Source organism: Dactylosporangium sp. NPDC049525, assembly GCF_040676755.1.
Classification (GTDB): Bacteria; Actinomycetota; Actinomycetes; order Mycobacteriales; family Micromonosporaceae; genus Dactylosporangium.
Genome location: NZ_JBFAPO010000034.1, coordinates 1 through 23,039, shown reverse-complemented (window position 1 = coordinate 23,039; position 23,039 = coordinate 1). Strand labels below are relative to the sequence as shown.

21 protein-coding genes are annotated in these 23,039 nt (G+C 72.7%); 11 read left to right on the top strand and 10 right to left on the bottom strand.

Annotated elements, in window-relative coordinates; genetic code table 11:
- Nucleotides 1-61: 61 nt before the first annotated feature.
- The 8 genes from AB0K00_RS36270 (at nucleotide 62) to AB0K00_RS36235 (ending at nucleotide 9,627) form a co-directional block, all read left to right on the top strand.
- Entirely contained in the window at nucleotides 62-2,404 is a 2,343-nt protein-coding gene (locus tag AB0K00_RS36270) for a ribonucleoside-diphosphate reductase subunit alpha (protein ID WP_363530199.1), read from the top strand.
- 17 nt (nucleotides 2,405-2,421) lie between these two features.
- Nucleotides 2,422-3,399 (top strand): ribonucleotide-diphosphate reductase subunit beta, encoded by a 978-nt coding sequence (locus AB0K00_RS36265; RefSeq protein WP_363530196.1) that lies wholly within the window; start codon nucleotides 2,422-2,424, stop codon nucleotides 3,397-3,399.
- Nucleotides 3,400-3,479: 80 nt separating this feature from the next.
- The gene (locus tag AB0K00_RS36260) at nucleotides 3,480-4,037 is read left to right on the top strand and encodes a hypothetical protein (protein ID WP_363530193.1); all 558 of its coding nucleotides are present in this window, start codon (nucleotides 3,480-3,482) and stop codon (nucleotides 4,035-4,037) included.
- Nucleotides 4,038-5,354: 1,317 nt separating this feature from the next.
- Nucleotides 5,355-6,263, top strand: a complete 909-nt coding sequence (locus AB0K00_RS36255; RefSeq protein ID WP_363530190.1) for an ABC transporter ATP-binding protein — start codon at nucleotides 5,355-5,357, stop codon at nucleotides 6,261-6,263.
- A 10-nt stretch (nucleotides 6,264-6,273) separates the two neighbouring features.
- A complete protein-coding gene (locus AB0K00_RS36250; protein ID WP_363530187.1) occupies nucleotides 6,274-7,014 on the top strand; it encodes an ABC transporter permease in 741 nt (246 codons plus the stop codon).
- Between the two features lie 3 nt (nucleotides 7,015-7,017).
- Nucleotides 7,018-8,301 (top strand): sensor histidine kinase, encoded by a 1,284-nt coding sequence (locus AB0K00_RS36245; protein ID WP_363530184.1) that lies wholly within the window; start codon nucleotides 7,018-7,020, stop codon nucleotides 8,299-8,301.
- Nucleotides 8,298-8,927, top strand: coding sequence for a response regulator transcription factor (locus tag AB0K00_RS36240; protein ID WP_363530181.1), 630 nt, complete (start codon nucleotides 8,298-8,300; stop codon nucleotides 8,925-8,927). Before AB0K00_RS36245 ends, AB0K00_RS36240 begins: the two co-directional genes overlap by 4 nt.
- 136 nt (nucleotides 8,928-9,063) lie before the next feature.
- Nucleotides 9,064-9,627 carry a hypothetical protein gene (locus AB0K00_RS36235; protein WP_363530178.1) on the top strand — a complete coding sequence of 188 codons (564 nt, stop codon included), beginning with the start codon at nucleotides 9,064-9,066 and terminating at the stop codon, nucleotides 9,625-9,627.
- A gap of 18 nt (nucleotides 9,628-9,645) precedes the next feature.
- Here AB0K00_RS36235 and AB0K00_RS36230 read toward each other — a convergent pair whose 3' ends face one another.
- From AB0K00_RS36230 to AB0K00_RS36205, 6 genes are all read right to left on the bottom strand, one after another.
- On the bottom strand, nucleotides 9,646-12,234 hold the full coding sequence (locus AB0K00_RS36230) for a tetratricopeptide repeat protein (RefSeq protein WP_363530175.1): 2,589 nt from the start codon (nucleotides 12,232-12,234) through the stop codon (nucleotides 9,646-9,648).
- Nucleotides 12,235-12,305: 71 nt separating this feature from the next.
- A complete protein-coding gene (locus AB0K00_RS36225) occupies nucleotides 12,306-12,692 on the bottom strand; it encodes a hypothetical protein (protein ID WP_363530172.1) in 387 nt (128 codons plus the stop codon).
- Nucleotides 12,689-12,988: a hypothetical protein gene (locus tag AB0K00_RS36220; RefSeq protein ID WP_363530169.1), complete on the bottom strand. Its 300-nt coding sequence runs from the start codon at nucleotides 12,986-12,988 to the stop codon at nucleotides 12,689-12,691. The genes AB0K00_RS36225 and AB0K00_RS36220 overlap by 4 nt, the downstream gene beginning before the upstream one ends.
- 22 nt (nucleotides 12,989-13,010) lie before the next feature.
- A complete protein-coding gene (locus tag AB0K00_RS36215) occupies nucleotides 13,011-14,945 on the bottom strand; it encodes a S8 family serine peptidase (RefSeq protein ID WP_363530167.1) in 1,935 nt (644 codons plus the stop codon).
- A 38-nt stretch (nucleotides 14,946-14,983) separates the two neighbouring features.
- Nucleotides 14,984-15,415 (bottom strand): hypothetical protein, encoded by a 432-nt coding sequence (locus AB0K00_RS36210; protein WP_363530164.1) that lies wholly within the window; start codon nucleotides 15,413-15,415, stop codon nucleotides 14,984-14,986.
- 120 nt (nucleotides 15,416-15,535) lie between these two features.
- On the bottom strand, nucleotides 15,536-16,105 hold the full coding sequence (locus tag AB0K00_RS36205) for a DUF1349 domain-containing protein (protein ID WP_363530161.1): 570 nt from the start codon (nucleotides 16,103-16,105) through the stop codon (nucleotides 15,536-15,538).
- A gap of 64 nt (nucleotides 16,106-16,169) precedes the next feature.
- Between AB0K00_RS36205 and AB0K00_RS36200 the strand changes: the two genes are divergently transcribed.
- A complete protein-coding gene (locus AB0K00_RS36200; RefSeq protein WP_363530158.1) occupies nucleotides 16,170-17,405 on the top strand; it encodes an MFS transporter in 1,236 nt (411 codons plus the stop codon).
- Nucleotides 17,406-17,437: 32 nt separating this feature from the next.
- On the opposite strand, the gene AB0K00_RS36195 is transcribed toward AB0K00_RS36200, so the two are convergent.
- Complete coding sequence (locus tag AB0K00_RS36195; RefSeq protein WP_363530155.1) at nucleotides 17,438-18,823, bottom strand: permease prefix domain 1-containing protein; 1,386 nt, start codon at nucleotides 18,821-18,823, stop codon at nucleotides 17,438-17,440.
- Nucleotides 18,820-19,179 (bottom strand): PadR family transcriptional regulator, encoded by a 360-nt coding sequence (locus AB0K00_RS36190; protein ID WP_363530152.1) that lies wholly within the window; start codon nucleotides 19,177-19,179, stop codon nucleotides 18,820-18,822. The genes AB0K00_RS36195 and AB0K00_RS36190 overlap by 4 nt, the downstream gene beginning before the upstream one ends.
- A gap of 115 nt (nucleotides 19,180-19,294) precedes the next feature.
- On the opposite strand from AB0K00_RS36190, the gene AB0K00_RS36185 reads away from it, so the two are divergent.
- On the top strand, nucleotides 19,295-19,639 hold the full coding sequence (locus AB0K00_RS36185; RefSeq protein WP_363530444.1) for a helix-turn-helix transcriptional regulator: 345 nt from the start codon (nucleotides 19,295-19,297) through the stop codon (nucleotides 19,637-19,639).
- The gene (locus tag AB0K00_RS36180; RefSeq protein ID WP_363530149.1) at nucleotides 19,636-20,784 is read left to right on the top strand and encodes a hypothetical protein; all 1,149 of its coding nucleotides are present in this window, start codon (nucleotides 19,636-19,638) and stop codon (nucleotides 20,782-20,784) included. The genes AB0K00_RS36185 and AB0K00_RS36180 overlap by 4 nt, the downstream gene beginning before the upstream one ends.
- A gap of 66 nt (nucleotides 20,785-20,850) precedes the next feature.
- Here the strand turns inward: AB0K00_RS36180 and AB0K00_RS36175 are convergent, their stop codons facing one another.
- Both AB0K00_RS36175 and AB0K00_RS36170 read right to left on the bottom strand, forming a co-directional pair.
- Complete coding sequence (locus tag AB0K00_RS36175; RefSeq protein ID WP_363530147.1) at nucleotides 20,851-21,432, bottom strand: bifunctional 4-hydroxy-2-oxoglutarate aldolase/2-dehydro-3-deoxy-phosphogluconate aldolase; 582 nt, start codon at nucleotides 21,430-21,432, stop codon at nucleotides 20,851-20,853.
- A complete protein-coding gene (locus AB0K00_RS36170; RefSeq protein ID WP_363530144.1) occupies nucleotides 21,429-22,871 on the bottom strand; it encodes a hypothetical protein in 1,443 nt (480 codons plus the stop codon). The genes AB0K00_RS36175 and AB0K00_RS36170 overlap by 4 nt, the downstream gene beginning before the upstream one ends.
- Between the last annotated feature and the right edge of the window lie 168 nt (nucleotides 22,872-23,039).

The window sequence follows — 23,039 nt, the reverse complement described above, 5'->3', positions numbered from 1 at the left end:
TCCCGCGTTCGCCTCTTTCCGGAGACGAGCAAGAGGAGCACCAAGGGTGACACTCACGCAGATGACCGCGGAGGAAGTGCCGGTCCAGCGGCGGGCGCAGATGCAGGTCCGCAAGCGCAACGGCGCCAGCGAGCCGGTCGACGTGAACAAGATCGTGCGGGCGGTCGGGCGGTGGGCCGACGACCTCGACGACGTCGACCCGCTGCGGGTGGCGACGAAGACCATCAGCGGCCTGTACGACGGCGCGACCACCGCGGAACTGGACCGGCTGTCGATCCAGACGGCGGCGGACATGATCGGCGAGGAGCCCCAGTACTCGCGGCTGGCGGCTCGGCTGCTGTCGGCGTACCTCGACAAGGAGGTCCGCGGGCAGGGCATCGCGTCGTTCAGCCAGGCGGTCCGGGTGGGGCACGCCGAGGGGCTGATCGGGGCCGAGACCGCGCAGTTCGTGGCGGTCAACGCGCGCAAGCTCGACGACGCCGTCGACCTGAGCGGGGACCTGCGGTTCGAGTACTTCGGGCTGCGGACCGTCGCCGACCGGTACCTGCTGCGGCACCCGACGACGCGCCTGGTCGTGGAGACGCCGCAGTACTGGCTGCTGCGGGTCGCGTGCGGGCTGTCGACCACCCCTGCCGAGGCGATCGGGTTCTACCGGCTGATGTCGTCGCTGGCGTACCTGCCGAGCTCGCCGACCCTGTTCAACTCCGGCACGGCACACACGCAGATGTCGTCGTGCTTCCTCGTCGACTCGCCTCGCGACGAGCTCGACTCGATCTACGACCGGTACGCACAGGTGGCGAAGCTGTCGAAGTTCGCGGGTGGGATTGGCATCTCGTGGTCGCGGGTACGTTCGCGGGGCGCGTTGATCCGCGGTACCAACGGCCTGTCGAACGGCATCGTGCCGTGGCTGCGCACCCTGGACGCGTCGGTCGCCGCCGTGAACCAGGGCGGACGGCGCAAGGGCGCGGCGTGCGTCTACCTGGAGCCGTGGCACCCGGACGTCGAGGAGTTCCTGGAGCTGCGGGACAACACCGGCGAGGACGCGCGGCGCACCCACAACCTCAACCTCGCCAACTGGATCCCCGACGAGTTCATGCGCCGCGTCGAGGCGGACGCGGACTGGTCGCTCATCGACCCGGCCGAGGCGCCGGAGCTGCCGGATCTGTACGGCGAAGCCTTCGACGAGGCATACCGGGCCGCGGAGCAGCGCGCCGTGCGGACCGTGAAGGCCCGTGACCTGTACGGCAAGATGATGCGCACCCTGGCGCAGACCGGCAACGGCTGGATGACGTTCAAGGACCCGTCGAACCGGCTCAGCAACCAGACCGGCACGCCCGGCGAGGTCGTACACCTGTCGAACCTGTGCACCGAGATCGTCGAAGTATCGAGCGACGGCGAGACCGCCGTGTGCAACCTCGGCTCGGTCAACCTCGCCGCGCACGTGGCCGGCGACGGCATCGACTGGGAGCGGCTGCGCGCGACGGTCCGCACCGCGGTCACGTTCCTGGACCGGGTCATCGACATCAACTACTACCCGAGCGTGGAGGCGGCCGCGTCGAACCCGCGGTGGCGGCCGGTCGGGCTCGGCGTCATGGGCCTGCAGGACGTGTACTTCGCGCTGCGGCTGCCGTTCGACGCGCCCGAGGCGCGGGAACTGTCGACGCGCATCGCCGAGGAAATCTACCTGACCGCCCTCGAGACTTCCGCGGACCTCGCCGAGCGGCACGGCCCGCACCCGGCGTATCAGCTGACCAGGGCGGCCCGCGGCGACCTGCAACCGGACCTGTGGGGCGTCATCCCGACCCAGGAGGCACGGTGGGCTGCGGTACGGGCACGCATCGCCGCGTACGGGCTGCGCAACTCGCTGCTCATCGCGATCGCGCCGACGGCCACGATCGCGTCGATCGCCGGGTGCTACGAGTGCATCGAGCCGCAGGTGTCCAACATGTTCAAGCGGGAGACCCTGTCGGGTGAGTTCCTGCAGATCAACACGGCGCTGGTGCGGGAGCTGAAGTCCCGCGGCCTGTGGACGTCGCAGGTCCGGGAGGAGATCAAGCGCGCCGACGGGTCCGTGCAGGGCGTCGCGGCGCTACCGGCGGAGACCCGGGCGCTGTTCCGCACCGCGTGGGAGCTGCCGCAGCGGGCGCTCATCGACCTGGCCGCCGCCCGCGGGCCGTACATCGACCAGAGCCAGTCGCTGAACCTGTTCATGAGCGCGCCGAACATCGGCAAGCTCTCCTCGATGTACCTGTACGCGTGGAAGGCCGGCTTGAAGACCACCTATTACCTGCGGTCCCGCCCCGCTACGCGCATCCAGCAGGCGACGGTGTCCCTGGTGGCTCCAGTTGAGGACGCGGTTGCGTGTTCGCTGGAGAACCCCGAGTCGTGCGAGGCGTGCCAGTGAGTCTCCTGGACCCCGGCATGGATCTGACGTTGCGGCCCATGCGGTACCCGCAGTTCTTCGACCGGTTCCGCGACGCCATCAAGAACACGTGGACGGTCGAGGAGGTCGACCTGCACACCGACCTCACCGACCTGGCGAAGCTCACCCCGGCCGAGCGGCACCTCGTCGGCCGGCTCGTCGCGTTCTTCGCCACCGGCGACACGATCGTCGCCAACAACCTCGTCCTCAACCTGTATCAGCACGTGAACTCCCCCGAAGGCCGCCTGTACCTGTCCCGGCAGCTGTTCGAGGAGGCCGTGCACGTCCAGTTCTACCTGAACCTGCTGGACACGTACCTGCCGGACGACGCGGCCCGGGCGGAGGCGTTCGCGGCGGTGGAGAACATCCCGTCGATCCGCCGCAAGGCCGGGTTCTGCTTCCGCTGGATCGACTCCCTGGGCTCGCTGCGGCGACTGTCCACACGGGACGACCGGCGGGCGTTCCTGCTCAACCTCATCTGCTTCGCCGCGTGCATCGAGGGCCTGTTCTTCTACGGCGCGTTCGCCTACGTGTACTTCCTGCGCTCCCGCGGCCTGCTGCACGGCCTCGCATCCGGCACCAACTGGGTGTTCCGCGACGAGTCGATGCACATGGCGTTCGCGTTCGACGTCATCGCCGTCGTCCGCGCCGAGGAGCCGGACCTGTTCGACGACGCGCTGGCCGCGCAGGTCCGCGACATGCTCGCCGAGGCCGTCGAGTGCGAGGTCCAGTTCGCCGAGGACCTGCTGGGCCAGGGCGTCTCCGGACTGTCCACCGTGGACATGCGCCAGTACCTGCAGCACGTCGCCGACCGTCGCCTGGCGCAGCTGGACATCGCGCCGCTGTACGGCTCCGCCAACCCGTTCGGGTTCATGGACCTGCAGGACGTGCAGGAGCTGTCGAACTTCTTCGAGCGGCGCGTCTCGGCGTACCAGGTCGGCGTCACCGGGACGGTCAGCTTCGACGACGACTTCTGAGGCGTCGGATGCCGCACGGCCCCGGGCGGTGTCCGCCCGGGGCCGTTCGCGACCCGGCGCTGACCGGCACAGGTCGGAAAATGTCGGTGGTGGTCTCTATCATCTGCGTGCTTGGTTCACGAGACGGGGAGCATGACGTGCGATCGCAACGAGTTCTTCTGGCGCTGGCCCTTGCCACCACGGTGGGGCTGGCCACGGGGTGCACGCAGCAGCCGGACAACACCGCCGCCGCAGCGCAGAGCGGCGCCGCGAGCAGTGCCGCCGCGCCGAGCCCGACGGTCGACGTGAAGGCCAACACCGAGGCCGTGTGCACGGCGGTCAAGGCGGTCTATGAGGCGGAGGAGGAAGCGCTCCTGCCGGTGGTCGGTGAGCTGGCCGCGGCGAGTGTCAGCGGGGACAAGGCCGCCCAGGCGAAGGCACAGGCAAAGGGCGAGGTCATCCTCGGCCGGATCAGCAAGGCGGTCGACGCCGAGCTGGCCAAGGCGGTCGACCCGGCGGTGAAGACGGCCATCGCGAACTACGCGGCGACGATCGCGAAGATGCTGCGCGCCGAGAAATTCGGCGACCCGTCCTTCGACGCCGAGATCGACAAGGTGAACACCGAAGTCGAGCAGTACTGCCCCGGCATGTCGAAGTAGGCCCGTCGACGCACCACGCGACGGGCGTCGCGCGGAGCGCGGTGCTCGTCGCGCGGAGCGCGGTGCTGGTCGCGCGGAGCGCGGTGCCTGTCGCGCGGAGCGCGGTGCCTGTCGCGCGGAGCGCGGTGCCTGTCGCGCGGAGCGCGGTGCCTGTCGCGCGGAGCGCGGTGCCTGGTCGCGCAGGATCAGGTTCGGTCGCCGGCCGGCCTCGGCTGCTGCCGCACGGCGCCCGGTATCTCCGTGGCTGGCCGGCTGCCGACCGGGTCGCGCCAGCGGGCGATCCCTGCGGCGGGCGATCCGTGCCGGCCGCCGTCCCTGCGGCGAGCGTCGGCGCGGCGAGCGTCACGCACAGGATCAGGTTCGGCCACGGACCGGCCTCGGTCCCTGCCGTTCGGCGCCCGGAGCCCTCTGCGGCCGGCCGGCTGCCGACCGGTCCGTGTCAGCGGGCGATCCGTGCGGCGGGCGGTCGTGCCGGCCGCCGTCCGTGCAGCGAGCGTCGGCGCGGCGAGCGTCACGCACAGGATCAGGTTCGGCCGCAAGCCGGCCTCGGTCCCTGCCGTTCGGCGCCCAGGGCCTCTGTGGCCGGCAGGTCCATGCCAGCGGGCGATCCGTGCGGCAAGCGATCCGTGCCGGCCGTCGTCGGTGCGACGAACGTCGGTGCGGCGAGCGTCACGCACAGGATCAGGTTCGGCCGCAAGCCGGCCTCGGTCCCTGCCGTTCGGCGCCCAGGGTCTCCGTGCCCGATTGGCTGCCGACCGGTCTGTGTCGGCGGACGTCCGTGCCGGCGGGCGATCCGTGCCGACGGACGTCCATGCCGACGGACGATCCATGCCGACGGACGCGCGGCGCGGCAGGCGTGCGACGGCGATCCGAGCCGGCGGCCGTCCGTGCCGACAAGCGGTCGGTGCGACGGGCGGGCGGCGCGACGGGCGGGCGGGCGGCGCGACGGGCGGGCGGGCGGGCGGGCGGGCGGTGCGAGTCAATGTCCTCGGCCAGGCCCAGTGGGACACCCGGACGTCCTCGGCCGGGCCGGCGGGACCGTTGACGTGCTTGGCGGGCCAGCGGGACGGTCGACGTCACGGTGTATTACGTGTGGGCGAGTTGCTCGGGCGCCCGCGATCGCGGTGACGACCGGGTTGTCAGCGCGTCCCTCAGGTCTATCACCGTGTCCTCAGGTCGAGCGGGCCGCGGGCCGGAGTGCAGCGGTGGTTGATGCGGCGGTCCACCGATCGGTTGATCGGCGGGCCCGCCACGGTCCGCTCTGGCCGTGGCTGCGTGGTCGATTCGGTGCGGGGCCGCGGGCGGCAGGCTTCCGGTATGGCAATCATCGAGGTTGACGGCCTCGTCAAGCGGTACGGCGGGCACACCGCGGTCGACGGGATCAGTTTCGCCGTCGAGCCGGGTGAGATCTTCGGCATCCTGGGGCCCAACGGTGCGGGCAAGACGACCACCGTCGAGTGCATCGAGGGGTTGCGGGCCGCCGACGGTGGCTCCATCACGGTCTGTGGCATCGATCCGCAGCGCGACGACGGGGAGCTGCGGCAGTTGCTCGGCGCGCAGCTGCAGCGCAGTGAGCTGCCCGACAAGCTCAAGGTCGGCGAGGCGATGGAGCTCTACAGCTCCTTCTACCGCAACCCGGCGGACTGGCGTGAGCTGATCGAGACCCTGCACCTCACCAGCAAGCTCGGCACCCAGTTCCGGCGGCTGTCCGGTGGGCAGCAGCAGCGCCTGTCGATCGCGCTCGCGCTGGTCGGCAACCCGAAGGTGGCGGTGCTCGACGAGGTTACCACCGGGCTCGACCCGCAGGCACGGCGCGACGCGTGGGACCTTATCGAGCGTATCCGTGACCGCGGCGTCACGATCCTGCTGGTCACGCACTTCATGGAGGAGGCCGAGCGGCTCTGCGACCGGTTGGCCGTGATCGACGCGGGCCGGCTCGTCGCGCTCGACACGCCCGCGGGGCTCGTTGCGAGGGTCGACGAGCGGCAGCGGATCCGGTTCCGCCCGTCCGTGCCGCTGGATCATGCCGTGCTGACCGCGTTGCCGGAGGTCGTGTCCGTCGAACGGGCCGGCGGCCAGCTCGTCGTGACCGGCACGGGGAACCTGCTGTTCGCGGTGACCACTGTCCTTGCCCGCCACCAGGTCGCCGCGGCCGACCTGCGCGTCGAGCAGACCACGCTCGACGACGCGTTCGTCGCGCTCACCGGCCGCCGCATCGACTCCTGAGGAGCGCACCATGTCCGCCCTGTTCAAGCTCACCGCCGTGGAGACCAGGCTGTTCCTGCGCGAGCCGATCGTCGTGTTCTTCGCAGTCGCGTTCGCCCCGGTCCTGCTCGTCGTCCTCGGCCTGGTCCCGTCGATGCGCGAACCCGTCGAGGAGCTCGGCGGCATGCGGATGATCGACATCTACCTGCCGATCATCGTCGCGATGGGTATCGCGCTGTTCGCGCTCAGTGGTCTGTCGCAGCTGTTCGCCACGTACCGCGAGAAGGGTGTGCTGCGCCGGTTGCGGACCACACCGGTCAAGCCGGGGGTCATGATCGGCGCGCAGCTGCTGATGGCCACGGCAATGTCCGTGGTCACGATGCTGGTCATGCTGGCGATCGGCCGGTTCGGCTTCGACGTCGGGCTGCCGGGACAGCTGCCGGCGTACCTGGTCAGCTACCTGCTCGTGGCGCTGGCGATGTTCGCGATCGGGCTGCTGGTCGCCGCGCTCGCGCCGAGTGGCAGGAGCGCCAGTGCGATCGGGTCCCTGGTGTTCTTCCCGCTGGTCTTCTTCGCCGGGCTCTGGGTGCCCCGCGACACGATGAACGATGTCCTGCACACGATCAGCGACTACACGCCGCTCGGCGCCGGCGTGCAATCATTGCAGGACGCCACCGCAGGTCACTGGCCGCATCCGCTGCACCTTGCGGTCCTGGTGGGGTGGACGATCCTGGCCGGAGGGCTGGCCGCACGACACTTCCGGTGGGAGTAAGAGGTGAGCATCGAGGCCGAGCTGCGCGAGGAGTTCGACCGGTGGGAGCGCAAGGAGACCGCGGCGCTCAAGGTGATGCCGTACCTGCTGCTGGCGGTCAGTGTCACCATCACCCTGCTGGAGCCGCTCTGGCACGTGTCGGGGCAGCTCACCACGGTGCTCGGACTGTCGCTCGTGGCCGCGCTCTGGCTGCTGTGGTTCTACACGCTGCACCCGCAGTGGCACGACAAGCGGCTGCTGATGGGCCTGTACTACATCGGGCTCCTCGCGCTGGCCGCCGCGCTGGTGGCGATCGCGCCCTGGTACGGCTTCTTCGCCTTCCTCGGCTACCCGCAGGCGTTCCAGTGCCTGCGCGGCCGCTGGCGGTACGCCGGTGTCGTCGCCACCGCGATGATCTCGGCGATCGCGTTCATGGGCGGGCTGGCCAACATCAGCGGCGACGGCCTGTGGTGGGCGTGGCTGGCCGTCGGTGCGGTCTCCTCGGTGCTGGCCGGCGCCGTCTTCTACTTCACCGAGATGGCCGAGCACCGCAACGACAGGCAGAAGCAGGCGCTCGCCGAGTTGCACAAGGCCAACGTCAAGCTGGAGACCGCCCTCGCGGAGAACGCCGCCCTGCACGCGCAGCTGATGGTGCACGCGCGTGAGGCGGGGGTGCTCGACGAGCGGCAACGGATGGCGCGGGAGATCCACGACACGCTCGCGCAGAGCCTGGCGGGCATCCTCACCCAGCTCCAGGCCGCCGAGCAGACCCTGGACCAGCCGGCGGCGGTGCGCCAGCACATGACGAACGCGATGAACCTGGCCCGGGAGAGCCTCACCGAGGCCCGCCAGACGGTCCACGCGGTGCAGCCGGCGGCGCTCGCCGAGGCCCGTCTCCCGGATGCGATCGGCGAGGTGGCCAGGCGGTGGTCGGAGGTCAACCTGATCGACGCGGCGCTGACCACCACCGGCGACGCCCGGCCGATGCACACCGACGTCGAGGTGGCGCTGCTGCGGACCGCGCAGGAGGCGCTCGCGAACGTCGCCAAGCACGCGCGGGCGAGCCGGGTCGGCCTGACCCTGTCCTACATGGAGGACCTGGTGACCCTCGACGTGCGCGACGACGGAGTGGGCTTCGAGCCGAACGCCAGGCGCGTCAACGGCGCCCGCGACCAAGGATTCGGCCTCGTCGGCATGCGGCAGCGGGTGCAGCGCCTCGCGGGGCGGCTGGAGATCGAGTCGGAACCGGGCGGTGGCACGGCGATCTCAGCGACGGTACCGGCCATTCCAGCTGGAGGTGGAGAGTGATCTCGCTGTTGATCGTCGACGATCACCCGGTGGTGCGGGACGGGCTGCGCGGCATGTTCAGCGCCGACCCGCGCTTCGAGGTGCTCGGCGAGGCCGGGGACGGCGCGGAGGCCGTCGCTGCCGGGGAGCGGCTCCAGCCCGACGTGATCCTGATGGACCTGCGGATGCCGCGGACCGACGGGGTCACCGCCATTCAGGAGCTGGCCAGGCGTGGGGTGCCGGCCCGGATCCTGGTGCTCACCACGTATGACACCGACAGCGACGTCCTGCCCGCCATCCAGGCGGGCGCCACCGGCTACCTGCTCAAGGACGCGCCCAGGGAGGAGCTGTTCCGCGCGGTCGAGGCGGCCGCGCGCGGAGAGGCGGTGCTCTCCCCCACCGTCGCGACCCGGCTCATGGGGCAGCTGCGCCAGCCCGCGTCGGAGCCGCTGTCGCGGCGTGAGCTGGAGGTGGTGGAGCTCATCGCGCAGGGCTCCACGAACCGCGACGCGGCGCGGCAGCTGTTCATCAGCGAGGCGACCGTCAAGACCCACCTGCTGCACGTGTACGCGAAGCTGGGCGTCAACGACCGGGCGGCCGCCGTGGCCGCAGCGTTCTCCCGCGGCTACCTGACGCCCCGCGGCTGACGGGCAACCCCGGCCGACGGGCAACCCCGGCCGACGGGCAACCTGGTCGGGCGGGGTTCCGGCCAATTTCGTCAACCCCGGTCCCGGCGCCATGAGAATGAGGGCATCGAGGTCGGTCACGAGACGGGAGCCCACCATGAGCCACAGCAAGGACGTCGCCGCGGGGCACAGCAAGAACGTCAGTGCGGGGCACAGCAAGAACTTCGGTGCCGGGCACAGCAAGAACTTCGGCACCGGGCACAGCAAGGACCTGGCGACGGTGCTGACCCCGCAGGAGCAGGAGGAGCTGGTCCGCGACGTCGTGGTCACCTGGGGGCAGGTCGAGGTGGCGACGCTGCGGGACGCGCCGGTGGCCGCGCTGGCGGGCCTGGCGACCCGGGCGGTCATGGCCCTGGCGGACGGCAAGGTGCTGACCGTCGACCAGAGCGCCGAGCTGCAGGGCAGGATTCAGGCGCTGCAGGCCCTCGCCGCCCCCGCGGAGTTCTCGATGCACGTCACCGACGCGCTGCCGACCACCGTGTACGAGGCGCTGTCCTCGTCCCTGCCCGACGCCAGCCTGGTCACGTCGTGGAACGTGCTGCTGACCGCGGTCGTCGGGTCCGCTGCGGTCCTCGGCGCGACGCTGGCCGGAACCGCCGGTGCGGACGTCGCCGCGGCGCACATCATGGTCGTCTGGCCCAGCTGGCTCGCACCCCTGTAAGCGCAGGACGGCCGCCGCTCACAGGTCGGCGAGGGCAGCACGGACGGTGGCGGCTTCCGGGACGCCGAGCCGTTCGAACAGCTCCAGCGCCGCGCGCCAGTGCTCGGCCGCCCTGTCCGGGTGCCCCGCGTCCCTGGCGCAGTGGCCCTGGCCGTCCAGGGCACGGGCCCGCTGGTACAGGTCGCCGGTGGTCACGGTCGTGGCGAACGCGGACCGGTAGCTGCCGGAGCCGTCCTTGCCGGTCAGCCGGTGCAGGTGGCCGATGTCGATGAGGGTGGCGGCCTCGATGTCGGCGTCGCCGACGCGCCGGCCGAGGCGCAGCGCGTCGTGCAGCAACGCGAGGCCCTCGTCGTGGTCGCCGAGGTGCGCGACGGCCAGGCCGAGGCCGCGGCGGGCGTCGGCGAGACCACCGAGGTACCCGACCTGTTCGCAGGCGTCGACCGCCTGGCGGAAGTGGCCGGCGGCGTCCTGCCAGCGTCCCTGCCGGGCGGCGACGTCGCCGAGGTTGGCCAGGGCCACCCCGACCCCGGCGCGGTTGCCCGTGGACCGGGCCAGCCCCAGCGCCTCGGTGAGGACGGCGGTGGCATGGTCGTACCGGCCGAGCCGGACGCAGAGGACGCCCAGGTTGTTCGCGGCCCGTCCCATCGGCAGCCGCAGGTCGAGGTCGCGGTAGACGGTGTACGCCCGCTCGTGCTGCTGCAATGCCTCCGTGAGCCGGCCCAACTGCATGAGGGCGATCCCGCGGCGGTTCGCGGCGGCCGCCTCGCCGGCGCGGTCGCCGACGTCGCGGAAGATGCCGGCGGCCCGGCCCAGCTCGTCGCTGCCGAGCTCGTTGTGGCCCTGCCGGACGTGAACGGCCGCCAACGCCTGCAGCGCGCCGGCGACGCGGACCGGCTCGCCGAGCGCCTCGGCGATGGTCAGTGCCTCGCTCGCCGCGGCCAGGGAGTCGGTGAGGGCGCCGGCGCGGCGCAGGACGTCGGCGAGCCGGCACAGGGCGGCGCACAGCGGCCCGGCGTCGCCGCGGCGGCGGGCGACCTCGATGGCGGTGCGCTGGACCGCGATCGCGTCGCTGTAGTGCCCGGCACCCTCGAGGTATCCGTGCAGCAGCGACGCGAGTTCCAGGCACAGGGCGGGGCTGTCCTGCGCGGCGGAGCGGGCGACCGCCACGAGGGAGGAGCGGTGCCGGCGCAGCCAGGCAGCGTCGGGGTCGGTGCGCACCTGCGCGACGGCCCGCCGGCACGCGGCGACGTAGTGCTCGAACAGCCGCAGGCGGGCGTTGCGGCGTTCGGCCTCGGGGCGGGTCGCGGCGAGTTCCACCACGTAGTCGCGGAGCAGGTCGTGCAGCCCGAACGTGTCGGCGCGCCGCTCGACCAGGTGGGCGCGCAGCAGCTCACCGACGGCGGCGGCCCCGGCTGCCGGGCCGGCGCCGAGCAGCGCCGCCGCCGCGTCGTCGTCGAGGTGCCGGGCGGGGCTGAGGCCGAGCAGCTCGAACAGGTTCCTGGCGGGTGCGCTGAGCCGGCGCAGCGACCAGGAGAAGACGCTCCGGACGGCGGTGCGCTCGTCGCCGCCCGCGTCGAGCAGGTCGAGCCGGGCGGTGCGGCGGTCGAAGCGGGCCACCTGTTCGGCGAGCGGCTGCTGCGGGTCCTGGGTGACGACCTCGGCGGCGACGCGTAACGCGAGCGGCAGGTACGCGCAGCGCACGGCGAGGGCGCGGACGGCGTCCGGGTCCGCGTGGGCCGGCGCGCCGAGGAGCCTGGTGAGCAGTTCGGCGGCGGTGGCCGCGTCGAGGCGGTCCAGCAGGACCCGGCGGGCACCGGTACGGGCAACGAGCCCGGGGATGCTGTCCCGGCTGGTGATGACGACGAAGCACGACGGGCCGGGCAGCAGCGGCCACACCTGGTCGGCGGAGTGCGCGTTGTCCAGCACCATGAGCAGCTGCCGGTCGGCGAGGTGGGAGCGCAGCAGCGCCGACTTCTCGCTCAGTTCCCGCGGCAACGCCGAGGCCTCGACGCCGAGCCGGCGGAGGACCGCGTCGGCGGCGGCGGACGGGGTGCGGGGGCGGCTCACGTCGTAGCCGCGCAGGTCCAGGTGGAGCTGCCCGTCGGGGTGCCGGTCGGCGACGGTGTGGCTCCACGCCACGGCGAGGCTGGTCTTGCCGACGCCGGGCGGGCCGGCGATGAGCACGACGTTGGACGCGTCGCCGGCGCGGGCCGCGGCGAGGGCCTCGTCGAGGAGCGCGAACTCCGCGGCCCGGCCGATGAACGGCGCGGCCGGTGCCGGCAGGTCCCGCGGCGTGACGTAGGTGAACGCCGCCGCCGCGGGCGGGCCGCCGGTGGTCTCGTCGGGGTCGGACTGGGTCGCGGCGAGCCAGCCGGCGCGGAAGTGTTCCGGGTCGCCGCCGAGGGCCTCGACGATGAGCTCCAGCAGCCCCCAGCGCGGTGGCCGGGGGCCGCTGAACGCGGTGGCGATGGTGGTGTGGCTGCAGCCGACCTCGGCCGCCATCCGCCGCAGGCTGGGCCAGCCGGCCCGATGGTGCAGCTGGTGCAGCTCGTCGAACAGGTCTGCGAGTGGTCCCGGGGGCAGCGTTGGCCGGGGCAGCGCGCGCACACGATCCTCCACGGACGGTTGACCGCAGTGTCCCCCGGCGGCCCGCCGCTTGGAAAGGGTGGCCGGTCCGGTCACCCGTTGGGGTCGGTGCGCCAGGTGTGCACGACGGACGGGCAGATCCGGCACGCGGCGGCGCCGCGCTGCGCCCACCACCGGCACGTCGCCCTGATCGGGCACGGCGGCAGGCCGGCCGGTTCCTGGCCGGCGCCGGGTGCGGCGTCGGCAATCAGGTCGGCGACGCCGCACCGGTCGCCGGTCCACTGCCGGCAGCGGGACGTGACGCACGGTCCCGCGAAGCGCATCCGCGCCTCCGGTGCCCGTTCGCCGGCCTGGGCCCGTTCCACGAAGGTGGTGTCGAGTTCGAGCGGCGGGCTGACCCCGGCGAGGGTCCCGTCGGGCCGGACGATGCCGATCAGCAGGTTCCCCGGCGTGCACGAGCTGCTCGGGCACGTGCTCATGCGTCCACCGCTCCTTCGACCGTCCCGCCGATGTCCGGCAGGAGCGGCTCCTCACCGGGCTGGAACCAGATGCCGAGGACGAACGGGATCAGCGGCGGCACGAAGTCGACCACGCCGATGTCCTCGGCCGCGGGCTTCGCCACGGGCTGCAGCGGCACCTGCCGCAGCCGCGGCCCGAGGTCCACGTCGGCGAGCTCGTGCAGGACGGTGCGCCGCACGGCGACCGCGATCCGCTCCATGATCTCCTCGGGCAGGTCCCCCTGGACCACTGCCCGCACACCCTTGATCTGTTGCATGGTGGTGCCTCCTTCGCTGATGTCAGAAGAGCTGTGCAATGTCGCCGGCGACCGTCAGGGCGTACCCCTGGCCGGGGTTGCCGACGTGAACGGCGGTCGCGGTGACGCGCACGGTCCACCGCCCGGGAACCGGTTCGCGGACCAGGACGCGCTGGACCGTGTCACGCCGCCCCGATGCCTCGCCGGGGGTTGAGAACCCGCCGGCGAAGACGTTGCCGTGCAGTGGCGGCCCGCCGTGCGGTGGCTCGACGGTGAGGTCGAGGGCGTTGACCGCCGGCGCGTCCGACCCGGCCAGCCCCGGCGGGTCGGTCCAGACGAGCGTCACGCTGAGGGGCCGCGCCGGGCCGGCGACGTCGACCTCGAGGGTGGCGCTCTCGCCGGTGTCCAGGCCGCCGGCGTGCCGCACGTCGCGGACCAGCAGCGGCCCGCGCAGCGTCTCGTCGACCCGGACGGCACCCCAGCCGCCGGTGTCACTCGGGTACGAACCGGGGCTGTCGGGCAGGCAACCGGCGATGACGGTGGCCCGCAGCAGCGCCGCGGACGGCACCAGCGGGCCGCCCGGGTGGTGCCCGTCCACGTAGTACTGGCGGACCAGTGCGGCGAGGGCGGCGACCGCCGGGGTGGCCCAGCTGCTCGCGCAGATGGCCGTCAGGCTGCCGAAGACGTGCCGGTCGAGGTCGACGCCGGCGGCCGTGCCGACGACGGCGGAGCGGATCGAGCAGCCGGGCGCCATCACCTCCGGCTTGTGGCGGCCGTCGGCGGCCGGGCCGGTCGCGCCGTCACCGAACCCGGCCGGCGCCGGACCCAGTGACGCCGCGACCGACAGGACGTTCTTCGCGGTGCCGGGCGGGCCCATGCGCTCGCCACGGTTCCCGGCGGACCCGAGGACCAGGTGCTCCTCGTGGTTCCAGGTGAACGTGTCGAGGTCCGCGGCCAGCTGGTCGTACTGGATCTCGGGTTCGTCGTGCCAGCTGTTGGTGTGCACGTGCGCCCCGTCCGCGGCGGCCGCCGCAAGGTACGCGAGCACGCCGGCGCGTTCGATGTCGTCGGCGTTGCCGTAGGTGAGCCGCGCGGCCCACGCGACGCCGCGGTCGGGGTGCCCGCCCGGCCGGCCCGGGTCGTCGCCGGCGGCGATTCCGGCGACGAACGTGCCGTGCCGGGCGGGCGGCTCCGCCACCGCGTTGCGGTACCCGGTGACCTTGCGGTGCGACGGTCCGACCTGCTGCTGCGGGTCGGCGAAGAACCGGTGCCCGAGGTCGACCGGGCTGTCCATGACCCCGATGACCTGGCCGGCGCCGGTGAGGCCGAGCCGCCACAGCGGCGCCGCCCAGTCGCGGGCGACGGCCGCCACCACCGGCGGTGCCACCTCGGAGGAGTCGAGCTTCGCCTCGCCGACCTCGTCGAGCCATCGGACGTCGTCGAGGCCGGCGATCCCGTCCAGGGCCGGCTCCACCGGCTCCGGCAGTCCGAACCGGATCTTGACGGTGCCCCCGTGAGGCCGGTCGTCGAGCACGACCGGCTCCTGCGCCCCGAGGCCCGCCAGCTCGGCGAGGACCGTCGGGCCGTCGGCGTCGGCGAACAGCGCCACCTCGTACCGTGGACGCTGCCGACGCACCAGGCTCCTGCGGCCGCCGGTGGCGGGCCGGCGCAGGTCCGCGCCGAACGCCAGGACCGCTTGGACCAGCGGGTCCCGCTCCAGGTCCGCGACCCGGTCGGCGGGCACGCTCTCCACGTAGGCGCCGTCGGGCAGGTAGTCCGTCAATGCCAGGCCGTGCTCGCGCTGGACCCGGGCCCGCTCGTCGCGGGTCAGCGCCCGGCGGAACTGCACCACGCTGCGCACGCCCGCGCCCGGCGACCGGCCGGCGACGCTCGCCGCCGCCCGGGCCGGTGTTGCGGTGCGCGGGTCCATGGTGCGACCGGCGTGGCGGATCAGGCGTGGCTGGTCAGGCTCGGTCATCGTGGCCTCCGGTGCGTCGCGGTGTCGTCGCGTCCGGTTCAGCCTGACGCGCCGCCGTCGACGGGGGATCCGGCATCCGGGTTCTCTCCCCCGGACGACTCCTGCGTGACGTTCCAGTAGATCGCGTACGTCACCAGACCGAGGTACGCGAGCCCGACGAGACCGGCGACGGCCAGGGCGGGGTTGTCGTCGTGCCGGTCGTGACCGTCGATCACCTGCGTGAGGTGGTCCAGCACCGCCGACTGGTCCTCGACGGGCTTGGCAAGGTCGGCCGGCACCTCCACGCCGAGCTGCCGCAGCACCCGCCGCAGCGCCTCGGACGCCAGGTACTCCGCGACGGACTGTAACCACAGTTTGGCCTGCTTCGGGTCCGACCCGGGCACCGGCCGGAAGCGCAGCAGCATCCCCGCCCGGATCACCAGCTCCCGCACCTGCTCCTCGGTCAGCGGCTTGTCGTCGACGACGGTCATCAGGACCTCCAAGTGCCCGGTGGACCGCCACCGCGGCGGCCCTGTCTTCGAGCCTCAGCCGTCCCGGCCGGTCTTAACGGAACTTGACACAACTGGCCGCCCCGTCCATGCGCAACCGTGCTACTCCAGGTTGTCCCGCGACATCGGCGGACCGATCCGGAAGTCGCGGAAGGTGGCCCGCAGCCCGGCGCGCTCCGGCGAGCAGCACATGAGACCGACGTCGACGGTGGCGGGCAGGTCGAGGTGGCCGAGGCGCAGCAGGTGCCACGGGCCGTCGTCGCCGCGGTAGTGCACCGTCACCGCGGCGCCGAAGCGGGAGATCCGCATCGCGACTTCGCTGGGCGACCCTGCCACCGGGGCCATCGACACGTCCGAGTACCCGCGGGTGAAGACCGTGCTGATCTGCACCGCGCCGGAGGTGACCTCCAGGCCGGTCTTGAGCCAGTTGCGTTCGTCGGCCCGCAGCATCATGCCGGCCTGGTCGAACCGGGTCGTGTGCGCGGCTGACACGACGGCCTCGGCGGTGAAGTCGCCGGTCGCCGCGTGGTGGAAGAAGTGCCCGTTGTCGGTGGTCCAGCCGTAGAACGTCGCGCGCCAGAAGTCGGTCCTCAGGTCGGTGACCGCGTGCAGCACGCCGTCGCGCATCGACCAGTCCCGCGGCTCGTTCAACCACGACATGTTCTCCAGCACGCCGCAGAGCGTAGTTGCCGGGACGGGCCCGCGCCGACCCGCACGATGCCCGTACGGTCGTGCCGTGACGTCGCCGGACACCTCGCGCGGGGCGCGGCTCGACACGGTCTTCGTGCGGTGGACCTGGTGCCGGGCCGTGCTGCACCGCGGCTGGTGGCTGGTCACCAGCGTCTACCTGGTCGTCGAGGCGCACCTGCCGGCGTCGGACCTGGTGCTGATCGGGGTCGCGCAGGGGGCGGTCGCGCTGCTGTTCGAGATCCCGGCCGGCGTCCTCGCCGACACCGTCAGCCGCAAGTGGTCGCTGGTCGTGTCCCAGCTGCTGATGGGCACCGCGATGGTGGTCACCGCCCTGGTGACCGGGTTCTGGCCGCTGGTCGCCACACAGATGCTGTGGGGGCTGGCCTGGACGTTCGCCAGCGGCGCCGACGTCGCCTGGATCAGCGACGAGCTCGACGACCCGGCGCGCGTGCCGACCGTGCTGGTCCGTTCGGGCCGGGCCCAGCTGACCGGTGCCGTCGCCGGCCTGCTCGGCGTCGGCGGACTGGCCTGGCTGACCGGCCCCGCCCCGGCGATGATCGTGGCCGGCGTCGCCATGCTGCTGCTCGGCGCCGTCGTGGTGGTCGGATTCCCGGAGCGGCGGTTCGTCCGGGCCGGCACCGGGCGGTGGGCGGCGTCCTGGGTGATCCTGCGGCGCGGTTCGGCCGTGGTACGCGGCAGCCGCGTGCTCCTCGTCGTGTTCGCGGCGACGCTGCTGGCCAACGGCGTCGCCGGCGCGTTCGGGCGGCTGTATCCGCTGCGGCTGGTCGACCTCGGCCTGCCCGCCGATCCCGTCGCGTGGCTCACCGCGCTGGGCGCGCTGACGTTCCCGCTCGGCGCGGTCGCGCTGCGCGCCGTGCAGCCGCACATCGACGGCGGGCGCACGGTGCGGCGCGGGTTCGTCGTCGCCTGCGGGGTCGCGGTGGCCGGCGCCCTCGGCCTCGCCGTCGCACCCGAGGAGCTCACCGGCAGCGTGGCGGTGCTGCTGGCGGCGGGCGCGCTGCCGTTGACCCGTACCTTCGGCACCATCTGGATCAACCGGCACACGGGCAGCGACGTGCGGGCCACCGTCCATTCGCTGCTCGCCCAGGCCGAATACGTCGGCGCGATCGCGTGCGGGCTGGGCGTCGCCGCGGTCGCCCGGCTCGGCGGCCCGCCGCTCGCTTTCGCCACCTGCGCCGCACTGCTCGCCGCCACGATCGTCCTCGTCCGGTACGGCGGCCCGGACGGTCCCCCGCCCCCCGCCCGCCGTGACAACGGGTAGGGGAATCGGGGGGTATTACCCCTGGGGCCGGGTCAGGCGAAGCTGAACAGCGGCGGGAAGAGCAGGACGACGATCCAGGCCCAGGCGGCGTACACCGGCAGGTGGCGGGTCTGCCACAGCTCCAGCGCGGCGAACCTGCCCTGGCGGCGGATGAACCGCAGCAGGAGCAGCGCGGAGCCGGCGAGGTTGACCAGCAGGATCACGTTTTCGCCGAGCGCGGCGGCCTTGTTCGGGGTGGTGCCGAACTCGGTGACGCGGCCGGTGATCTCGATCAGCACCAGGGTGTCGATGGCCAGCGCGCTGAGGACGAGGGCCAGCTGGAGCTTGTCGAACCCGCCGGGCGGTGCGAACGGGTCGCGGGCGGAGATCGAGTACAGCAGCAGCCCCAGGACCACGACCAGCAGCAGGTCGAACAGGATCAGGGCCTCACGCTCGACGTCGATGCGGGAGGCGGTCACGCCCACCGCGATGAGGAACGCGAGCAGCACCGCCGTGAACAGCGGGGTGAACAGGCGGGTCAGGACGGGCGCGATGTTCTCGACCACGCTCTGCTTGGCCTCGACGAGCCAGCCGGCGACGACGACCGAGGCCATGGCGCCGCACGGCAGCAGCCACTCGAGGATGAACCGCTCGGGTTTGACGCCGATGGCCTGGAAGGTGCCGACCATGAACGCGATGAGGACGCCGCCGCCGAGGGCGATCAGGACGAAGTAGACGAACACCTCGCCGGTGAACCGGATGAAGTCCATGTGCCGTCGGGTGTTGCGCCAGTCGTCGGCGACATACGCCAGGCCGACCACCAGCCACAGCGCGATGGGCAGGTGGATGCTGGTGATGACCAGCGACTGCGAGTCCTCGTCGAGCTGGTAAACGTTGGCGGCGACGGCACCGAGCGCGAACAGGGCGACCAGGATCGCGATCAGCGGGCGCGGGGCCTGCCGGCGCCAGGCGAGGAAGCCGGCCAGCCAGGGCAGGGTGAACAGGCTGATGTTCGTCGCGTAGAACACGCCGTCGTCGTCGAGGTCCATGCCGAACAGCGCCGGCACCTTGAACGTCGCGGCGGCGCCGGCGGCGCAGCCGATCATCACCCAGAGGGTGCGGCGCGACCTGGTGTCGGCGGCGGGGGTGCCGGGCTCGCCGGTGAGGACCAGCTGCTTCCACAGCCGCTCGGAGTGCTCCCGGGCGAACTCGCGGGACAGCTCGTCGAGGCTGCCCATGCGCTTGACCGCGACGAGGAACGCCTCGTCCTCGCTCAGGCCGGCGGCGACGAGCTCGTCGACGGAGCCGCGGAGGTGGTCCTCGAGCTCGTCGGCGTCGGACGTCTGCAGCTCGCGGCGGCGCTGCACGTATTGGCGCCACTGGCCGATCTGCGCCTCCAGACCCTCGCGCGCGCCCTCGTGGCCGTCGGGTGTCGTCATGACGGGCTCTCCAATGGGATGACGGTGAACGGGGCGCGCCAGATCTCCTTGAGCGTGTCGACGACGGTGTCCCACTGGCGGCGCTGCTCGGCGAGCTCGGCGAGGCCCTGGTCGGTGACGCGGTAGTACTTGCGGCGCCGCTCCCCCGTCACCGCGTGCCAGGTCGACTCGACGTGGCCGAGTCGCTCGAGCCGGTGCAGCAGCGGATAGAGCAGGCCCTCGGTCCAGTCCAGCTCGCCGCCGGAGAGCTCGTTGATGCGCTTGAGGATCGCGTAGCCGTAACTCTCGCCCTCGGCGAGGATGCCGAGCACGATCGGCGTGGCAGACGCGGCCACCAGGTCCTTGGCAACCTTCACGGCATCACCCCTAGAAGTACGATGCATAGTACTGCTAGGTATCTGGTCACGCAATGATCGACTGAAATACCTATGGCTTGCATATACCGACCGTCGGTATAGTCGCGGCATGGCGATGCACGAGCCGACCTTCTACATCCTGACCGCCCTCGCCGAGCGACCCCAGCACGGCTACGGGATCATGCAGACCGTCGCCCGGCTGTCCGGGGAGCGGGTCACGCTGCGCGCCGGCACGCTGTATGCCGCACTGGAGCGGCTCACCAGCGAGGGGCTCCTCGCGGTGGACCGGGAGGAGGCGCTGCAAGGGCGACTGCGCCGCTACTACCGGCTGACCGACGCCGGGTCCGCCGCGCTCGGCGCCGAGGTGGTGCGGATGCGCACGGCCGCGTCGATGGCCGCGGCCCGCCTGCGCACCCACGAGGCCGGCGGGTTCGCCTACGCGTTCGGAGCCGGACGATGAACGACGACGCCGGGCTGGAACGCGCCTACCGGCGGTTGCTGCTGGCCTATCCGCGCCGTTTCCGGCGGGACAAGGGCGCGGAGATCCTGACCACGCTGCTCGACGCGGCGCCGCCCGGCCAGCGCCGCCCGACGGCGTGGGAGACCGTCGACCTGCTCGCCGGTGGGGTCCGGGCCCGGTTCCTGCCGCCGCCCGGCGCGGCCGGTGCGGTCACCGCCACCGTCGTCGCGCTCCTCGTCGGGATCGGCGGTGCCGCGGCCACCGGCTGGCTCGGCTGGCAGGCGTCGACCACGATGCCGTCCGCCGCGGCCGGTGCCGCGACCGCGCAGGTCGCCTTCGGGCAGCCGGCGCAGGCACCCGTCGTCGACCCGGGCGACCCCCTGGACCAGGACTGGCTCGGCATGCGCACGGCACCGGGCGACGAGGGCAACACCGGCCCGCAGCCCGCGCCCGGCGCGGTCCACCTGCGCCTGCGCACCGGCACCCAGGACGTCGCCGCCGTGCTGGCCGGCTCCCGGGAGCGGATGGCCGCGGCCGGCTGGCGCACCGACCCGCCCTCCGCCGACGGCGTGTTCTGGGCCTCGAAGGACGACCAGGTCGTGCGGGTCGCGGCGCGGCTCGGTGACCGCGATCCCGACGGCGGCGGTTCGTGGAGCGAGGGCGACCCGGTGTATCTCATCGTGAGCGTCCACCGCCCCGCGCCCGCCGCCGTCACCACCCTGGCCCTCGCCGGGCTGCTCGCCGGCGCCGTGACCGGCTGGCTCCTGGCCGTCTGGGCGTTGCACGCCAGGGCCCGCCACCGCTCCCGGCTGCGCACCGCCACCCTGGTCCTGGGCCTGTCGTCACTGGCGCTGGGCGTCACTACCGTGCTGCTGCCCACGGTCGCGGGTGTGGTCGGGCTCGCCGCGATCGACGGCTGGTCGCCGCACGACTCCCTCATCGCCGCGGCGGTCCTGCGCGGTTCGAGCGTCATGGCGTCGCTCGTGGCGCTGGGCCTGGCGGGCACGGCGGTCCTCGCCGCCCTCGCCCCCGCGGTCGCGGTGCCCGCCGGTCCCCTGCCACGGGCCAAGCATCCGGTGGTGTGGCTGGTCGCGCTGAGTCTCGTGGTCGCTTTCCTCGGCCTGTCGGGGCAGATCGCCCTGTGACGGACAGCGGTGCAGGACGTCGACTCGCCGACGCAGGACGGCGGCTCAGCGCCGCACGACGTCGACTCAGCGGCGCAGGACGTCGAGGAGGGCGGCGAGCCCGCCGTCGCGGGTGACCGCGCCGCCGACGCCGAGTGCCGCCGCGCCCGCGCCGAGGTAGTCGCGGGCGTTGTGCGCGCCGATGCCGCCGGTGGCGACGAAGCGCGCCTCGGGGAACGGGCCGCGCAACTCGCGCAGCCAGCCCGGCCCGAGCGACCCCGCGGGGAACGCCTTGAGCCAGCCGCAGCCGGCCCGCAGCGCGTGGTGGACGTCGGTAGCGGTGGCGACGCCGGGCAGGTGTGGCAGCCCGGCGTCGTGGCTGGCGCGGGCCACCTCGGCGTCGAACCCCGGCGCCACCGTGAACGCCGCGCCGGCCGCGGCCGCGATCGCGACCTGGCCGGGGCTGCGCACGGTGCCGGCGCCGACCGGCGTGCCGCGGGACGCGAGGTCCCGCAGCACGTCGACGGCCTCGCCGGTCTGGATGGGCACCTCGACGACGCCGAGCCCGCTCTCCCACACGGCGGTCGCCAGTTCCACGGCCCGCGCCAGCGGCACGCCCCGCAGGATCGCCACCAGCGGGCGGCCCGCCAGCAGGTCGTCGAAGGTCACAGCCGCTCGATCCAGAACTGGACCGACGTCGGTGGCAAGGTGAGGGTGAGCACCGGGCCGGTCTTGTCGGTCAGGTTGGTGTTGCGGGCGGTCGGCGTGTACTGCTGGCCCTGGAACGACCGCACGCTGCCGGTGTCGACGGTATAGGTCACCGTGGACAGGCTCCGGTTCGTCATGGCGAAGACGAGCTTGCCCTGCGGCGTCTTCCACGCCATGATCCGCTGCTCGGTGCGCACCGTGCCCTCGTCGACGGCGTAGCGCACCGAGTTCCACGGCAGGTACTTCACGAAACCGTGGATGCCGTTGAAGTTGCGCGGGTTGTAGTCCCAGTGTCCCTTGGCGATGGTCGGGTACTTGGTGAAGTCGTCGTCGTCATAGGGGCGCCAGAAGCCCAGCGAGTAGCCGGAGGCCTCCGAGTTGTAGGTCGGCTTGAGTGCGTGCAGCCAGAACCAGGTCGGCGAGTTCTGGAACGTCATCCAGTTCATGATCGACTGTGCGGTGTTGACCATCTTCCAGTCGCTGGTCGGCACCTGATACTCGAACTCGTTGCTGAACACCGGTTTGCCGGCGGCGTCGCTGGTGTAGTTGTTCTGCAGCTGGTCGTTGCTGTCGCTGCCGATGCGGTGGAACGACCAGCCGTCCACCTGGGACAGTGCGGTGGCGTCGGCGCGGATGAGGGCGCCGCCCCGCCCGCGCTGGCCGTTCTCGGCGTCGGCGTGGATGACGATGCCGGGGAACTCGGCGCGGATCTTCGGCGCGATCGCCTTGAACGCCTTGTAGTACTGGTCGTTGCTGTAGGTGCAGCAGGAGTAGGCGACGGAGCCGATGCTGGGCTCGTTCTGCAGGCTGAACATCTTCACCGGTACGCCGTTGTCGCGCAGGTACTGCAGGTCGCGCACGATCGCGTCGCCGTACTGGTCGAGCCAGCCGGGGTCGGTGGACGCGATCGTGCCGCCGACGTAGCTGCCGTTGGACTTCCAGCCCGGCGCCGGCGACCAGTATTCGGCGGACACGCCCTCGATCCCGGACTGGGCGACCAGTTCGGCGAGCTCCGCCAGCTGGGTCGGCCAGCGGCCGATGATCTGCTTCTGGGTGCTGTCCAGGCCGCGCAGGTAGAGGCCGAGGGCGAGCCGCAGGTAGCGGAAGCCCCGGTCGTCGCGGATCTTCAACAGGTCGCGGTACATGCGGGTGCGCTCGGACGCGACGAGGTCGTGCGGGACGGAGGTGGTCGCCGCCGGCAGGCCGTTGTTGCCGGAGCCGATCGAGTCGGACTGGATCTCGACGCCGAGGCCGAGGATCGTCTGGCGGGGCTGGTCGTGGCGGATGACGTAGTCGGCGGCGGCAGCGGCGGACGGCGCCGGGCGGGCGGCGGCGCCGATGAGGGCACCGGCCGTTCCGGCGGCACTCGCGGCGAGGGCGGTGCGACGGGTGAGTGGCATCAGGACTCCTTTGCAGGGGCCTCCGTGAGCGGCGGGAGGCCGAGGCCGGCCCGCGGGCCGGGTCTGAGCAGGGCGGCGGGCTGGACGGCGGTGGCGCCGCCGTCCAGGACGAGGGTAGAACGCCGCGTTGCCCGGGATGCCGGACTCTTCGTGCAGGTCGTCGAGGGT

What these genes read in the sequence shown, in the direction of transcription:
- AB0K00_RS36250 (WP_363530187.1), top strand. Translation starts at nt 6,274, where the DNA reads ATGTCCGCCCTGTTCAAGCTCACCGCCGTGGAGACCAGGCTGTTCCTG.
- AB0K00_RS36195 (WP_363530155.1), bottom strand. Translation starts at nt 18,823, where the DNA reads ATGACGACACCCGACGGCCACGAGGGCGCGCGCGAGGGTCTGGAGGCG.
- AB0K00_RS36170 (WP_363530144.1), bottom strand. Translation starts at nt 22,871, where the DNA reads ATGCCACTCACCCGTCGCACCGCCCTCGCCGCGAGTGCCGCCGGAACG.
- AB0K00_RS36185 (WP_363530444.1), top strand. Translation starts at nt 19,295, where the DNA reads ATGCACGAGCCGACCTTCTACATCCTGACCGCCCTCGCCGAGCGACCC.
- AB0K00_RS36220 (WP_363530169.1), bottom strand. Translation starts at nt 12,988, where the DNA reads ATGCAACAGATCAAGGGTGTGCGGGCAGTGGTCCAGGGGGACCTGCCC.
- AB0K00_RS36255 (WP_363530190.1), top strand. Translation starts at nt 5,355, where the DNA reads ATGGCAATCATCGAGGTTGACGGCCTCGTCAAGCGGTACGGCGGGCAC.
- AB0K00_RS36235 (WP_363530178.1), top strand. Translation starts at nt 9,064, where the DNA reads ATGAGCCACAGCAAGGACGTCGCCGCGGGGCACAGCAAGAACGTCAGT.
- AB0K00_RS36210 (WP_363530164.1), bottom strand. Translation starts at nt 15,415, where the DNA reads ATGACCGTCGTCGACGACAAGCCGCTGACCGAGGAGCAGGTGCGGGAG.
- AB0K00_RS36260 (WP_363530193.1), top strand. Translation starts at nt 3,480, where the DNA reads ATGTCGGTGGTGGTCTCTATCATCTGCGTGCTTGGTTCACGAGACGGG.
- AB0K00_RS36265 (WP_363530196.1), top strand. Translation starts at nt 2,422, where the DNA reads ATGGATCTGACGTTGCGGCCCATGCGGTACCCGCAGTTCTTCGACCGG.
- AB0K00_RS36215 (WP_363530167.1), bottom strand. Translation starts at nt 14,945, where the DNA reads ATGACCGAGCCTGACCAGCCACGCCTGATCCGCCACGCCGGTCGCACC.
- AB0K00_RS36225 (WP_363530172.1), bottom strand. Translation starts at nt 12,692, where the DNA reads ATGAGCACGTGCCCGAGCAGCTCGTGCACGCCGGGGAACCTGCTGATC.
- AB0K00_RS36180 (WP_363530149.1), top strand. Translation starts at nt 19,636, where the DNA reads ATGAACGACGACGCCGGGCTGGAACGCGCCTACCGGCGGTTGCTGCTG.
- AB0K00_RS36270 (WP_363530199.1), top strand. Translation starts at nt 62, where the DNA reads ATGACCGCGGAGGAAGTGCCGGTCCAGCGGCGGGCGCAGATGCAGGTC.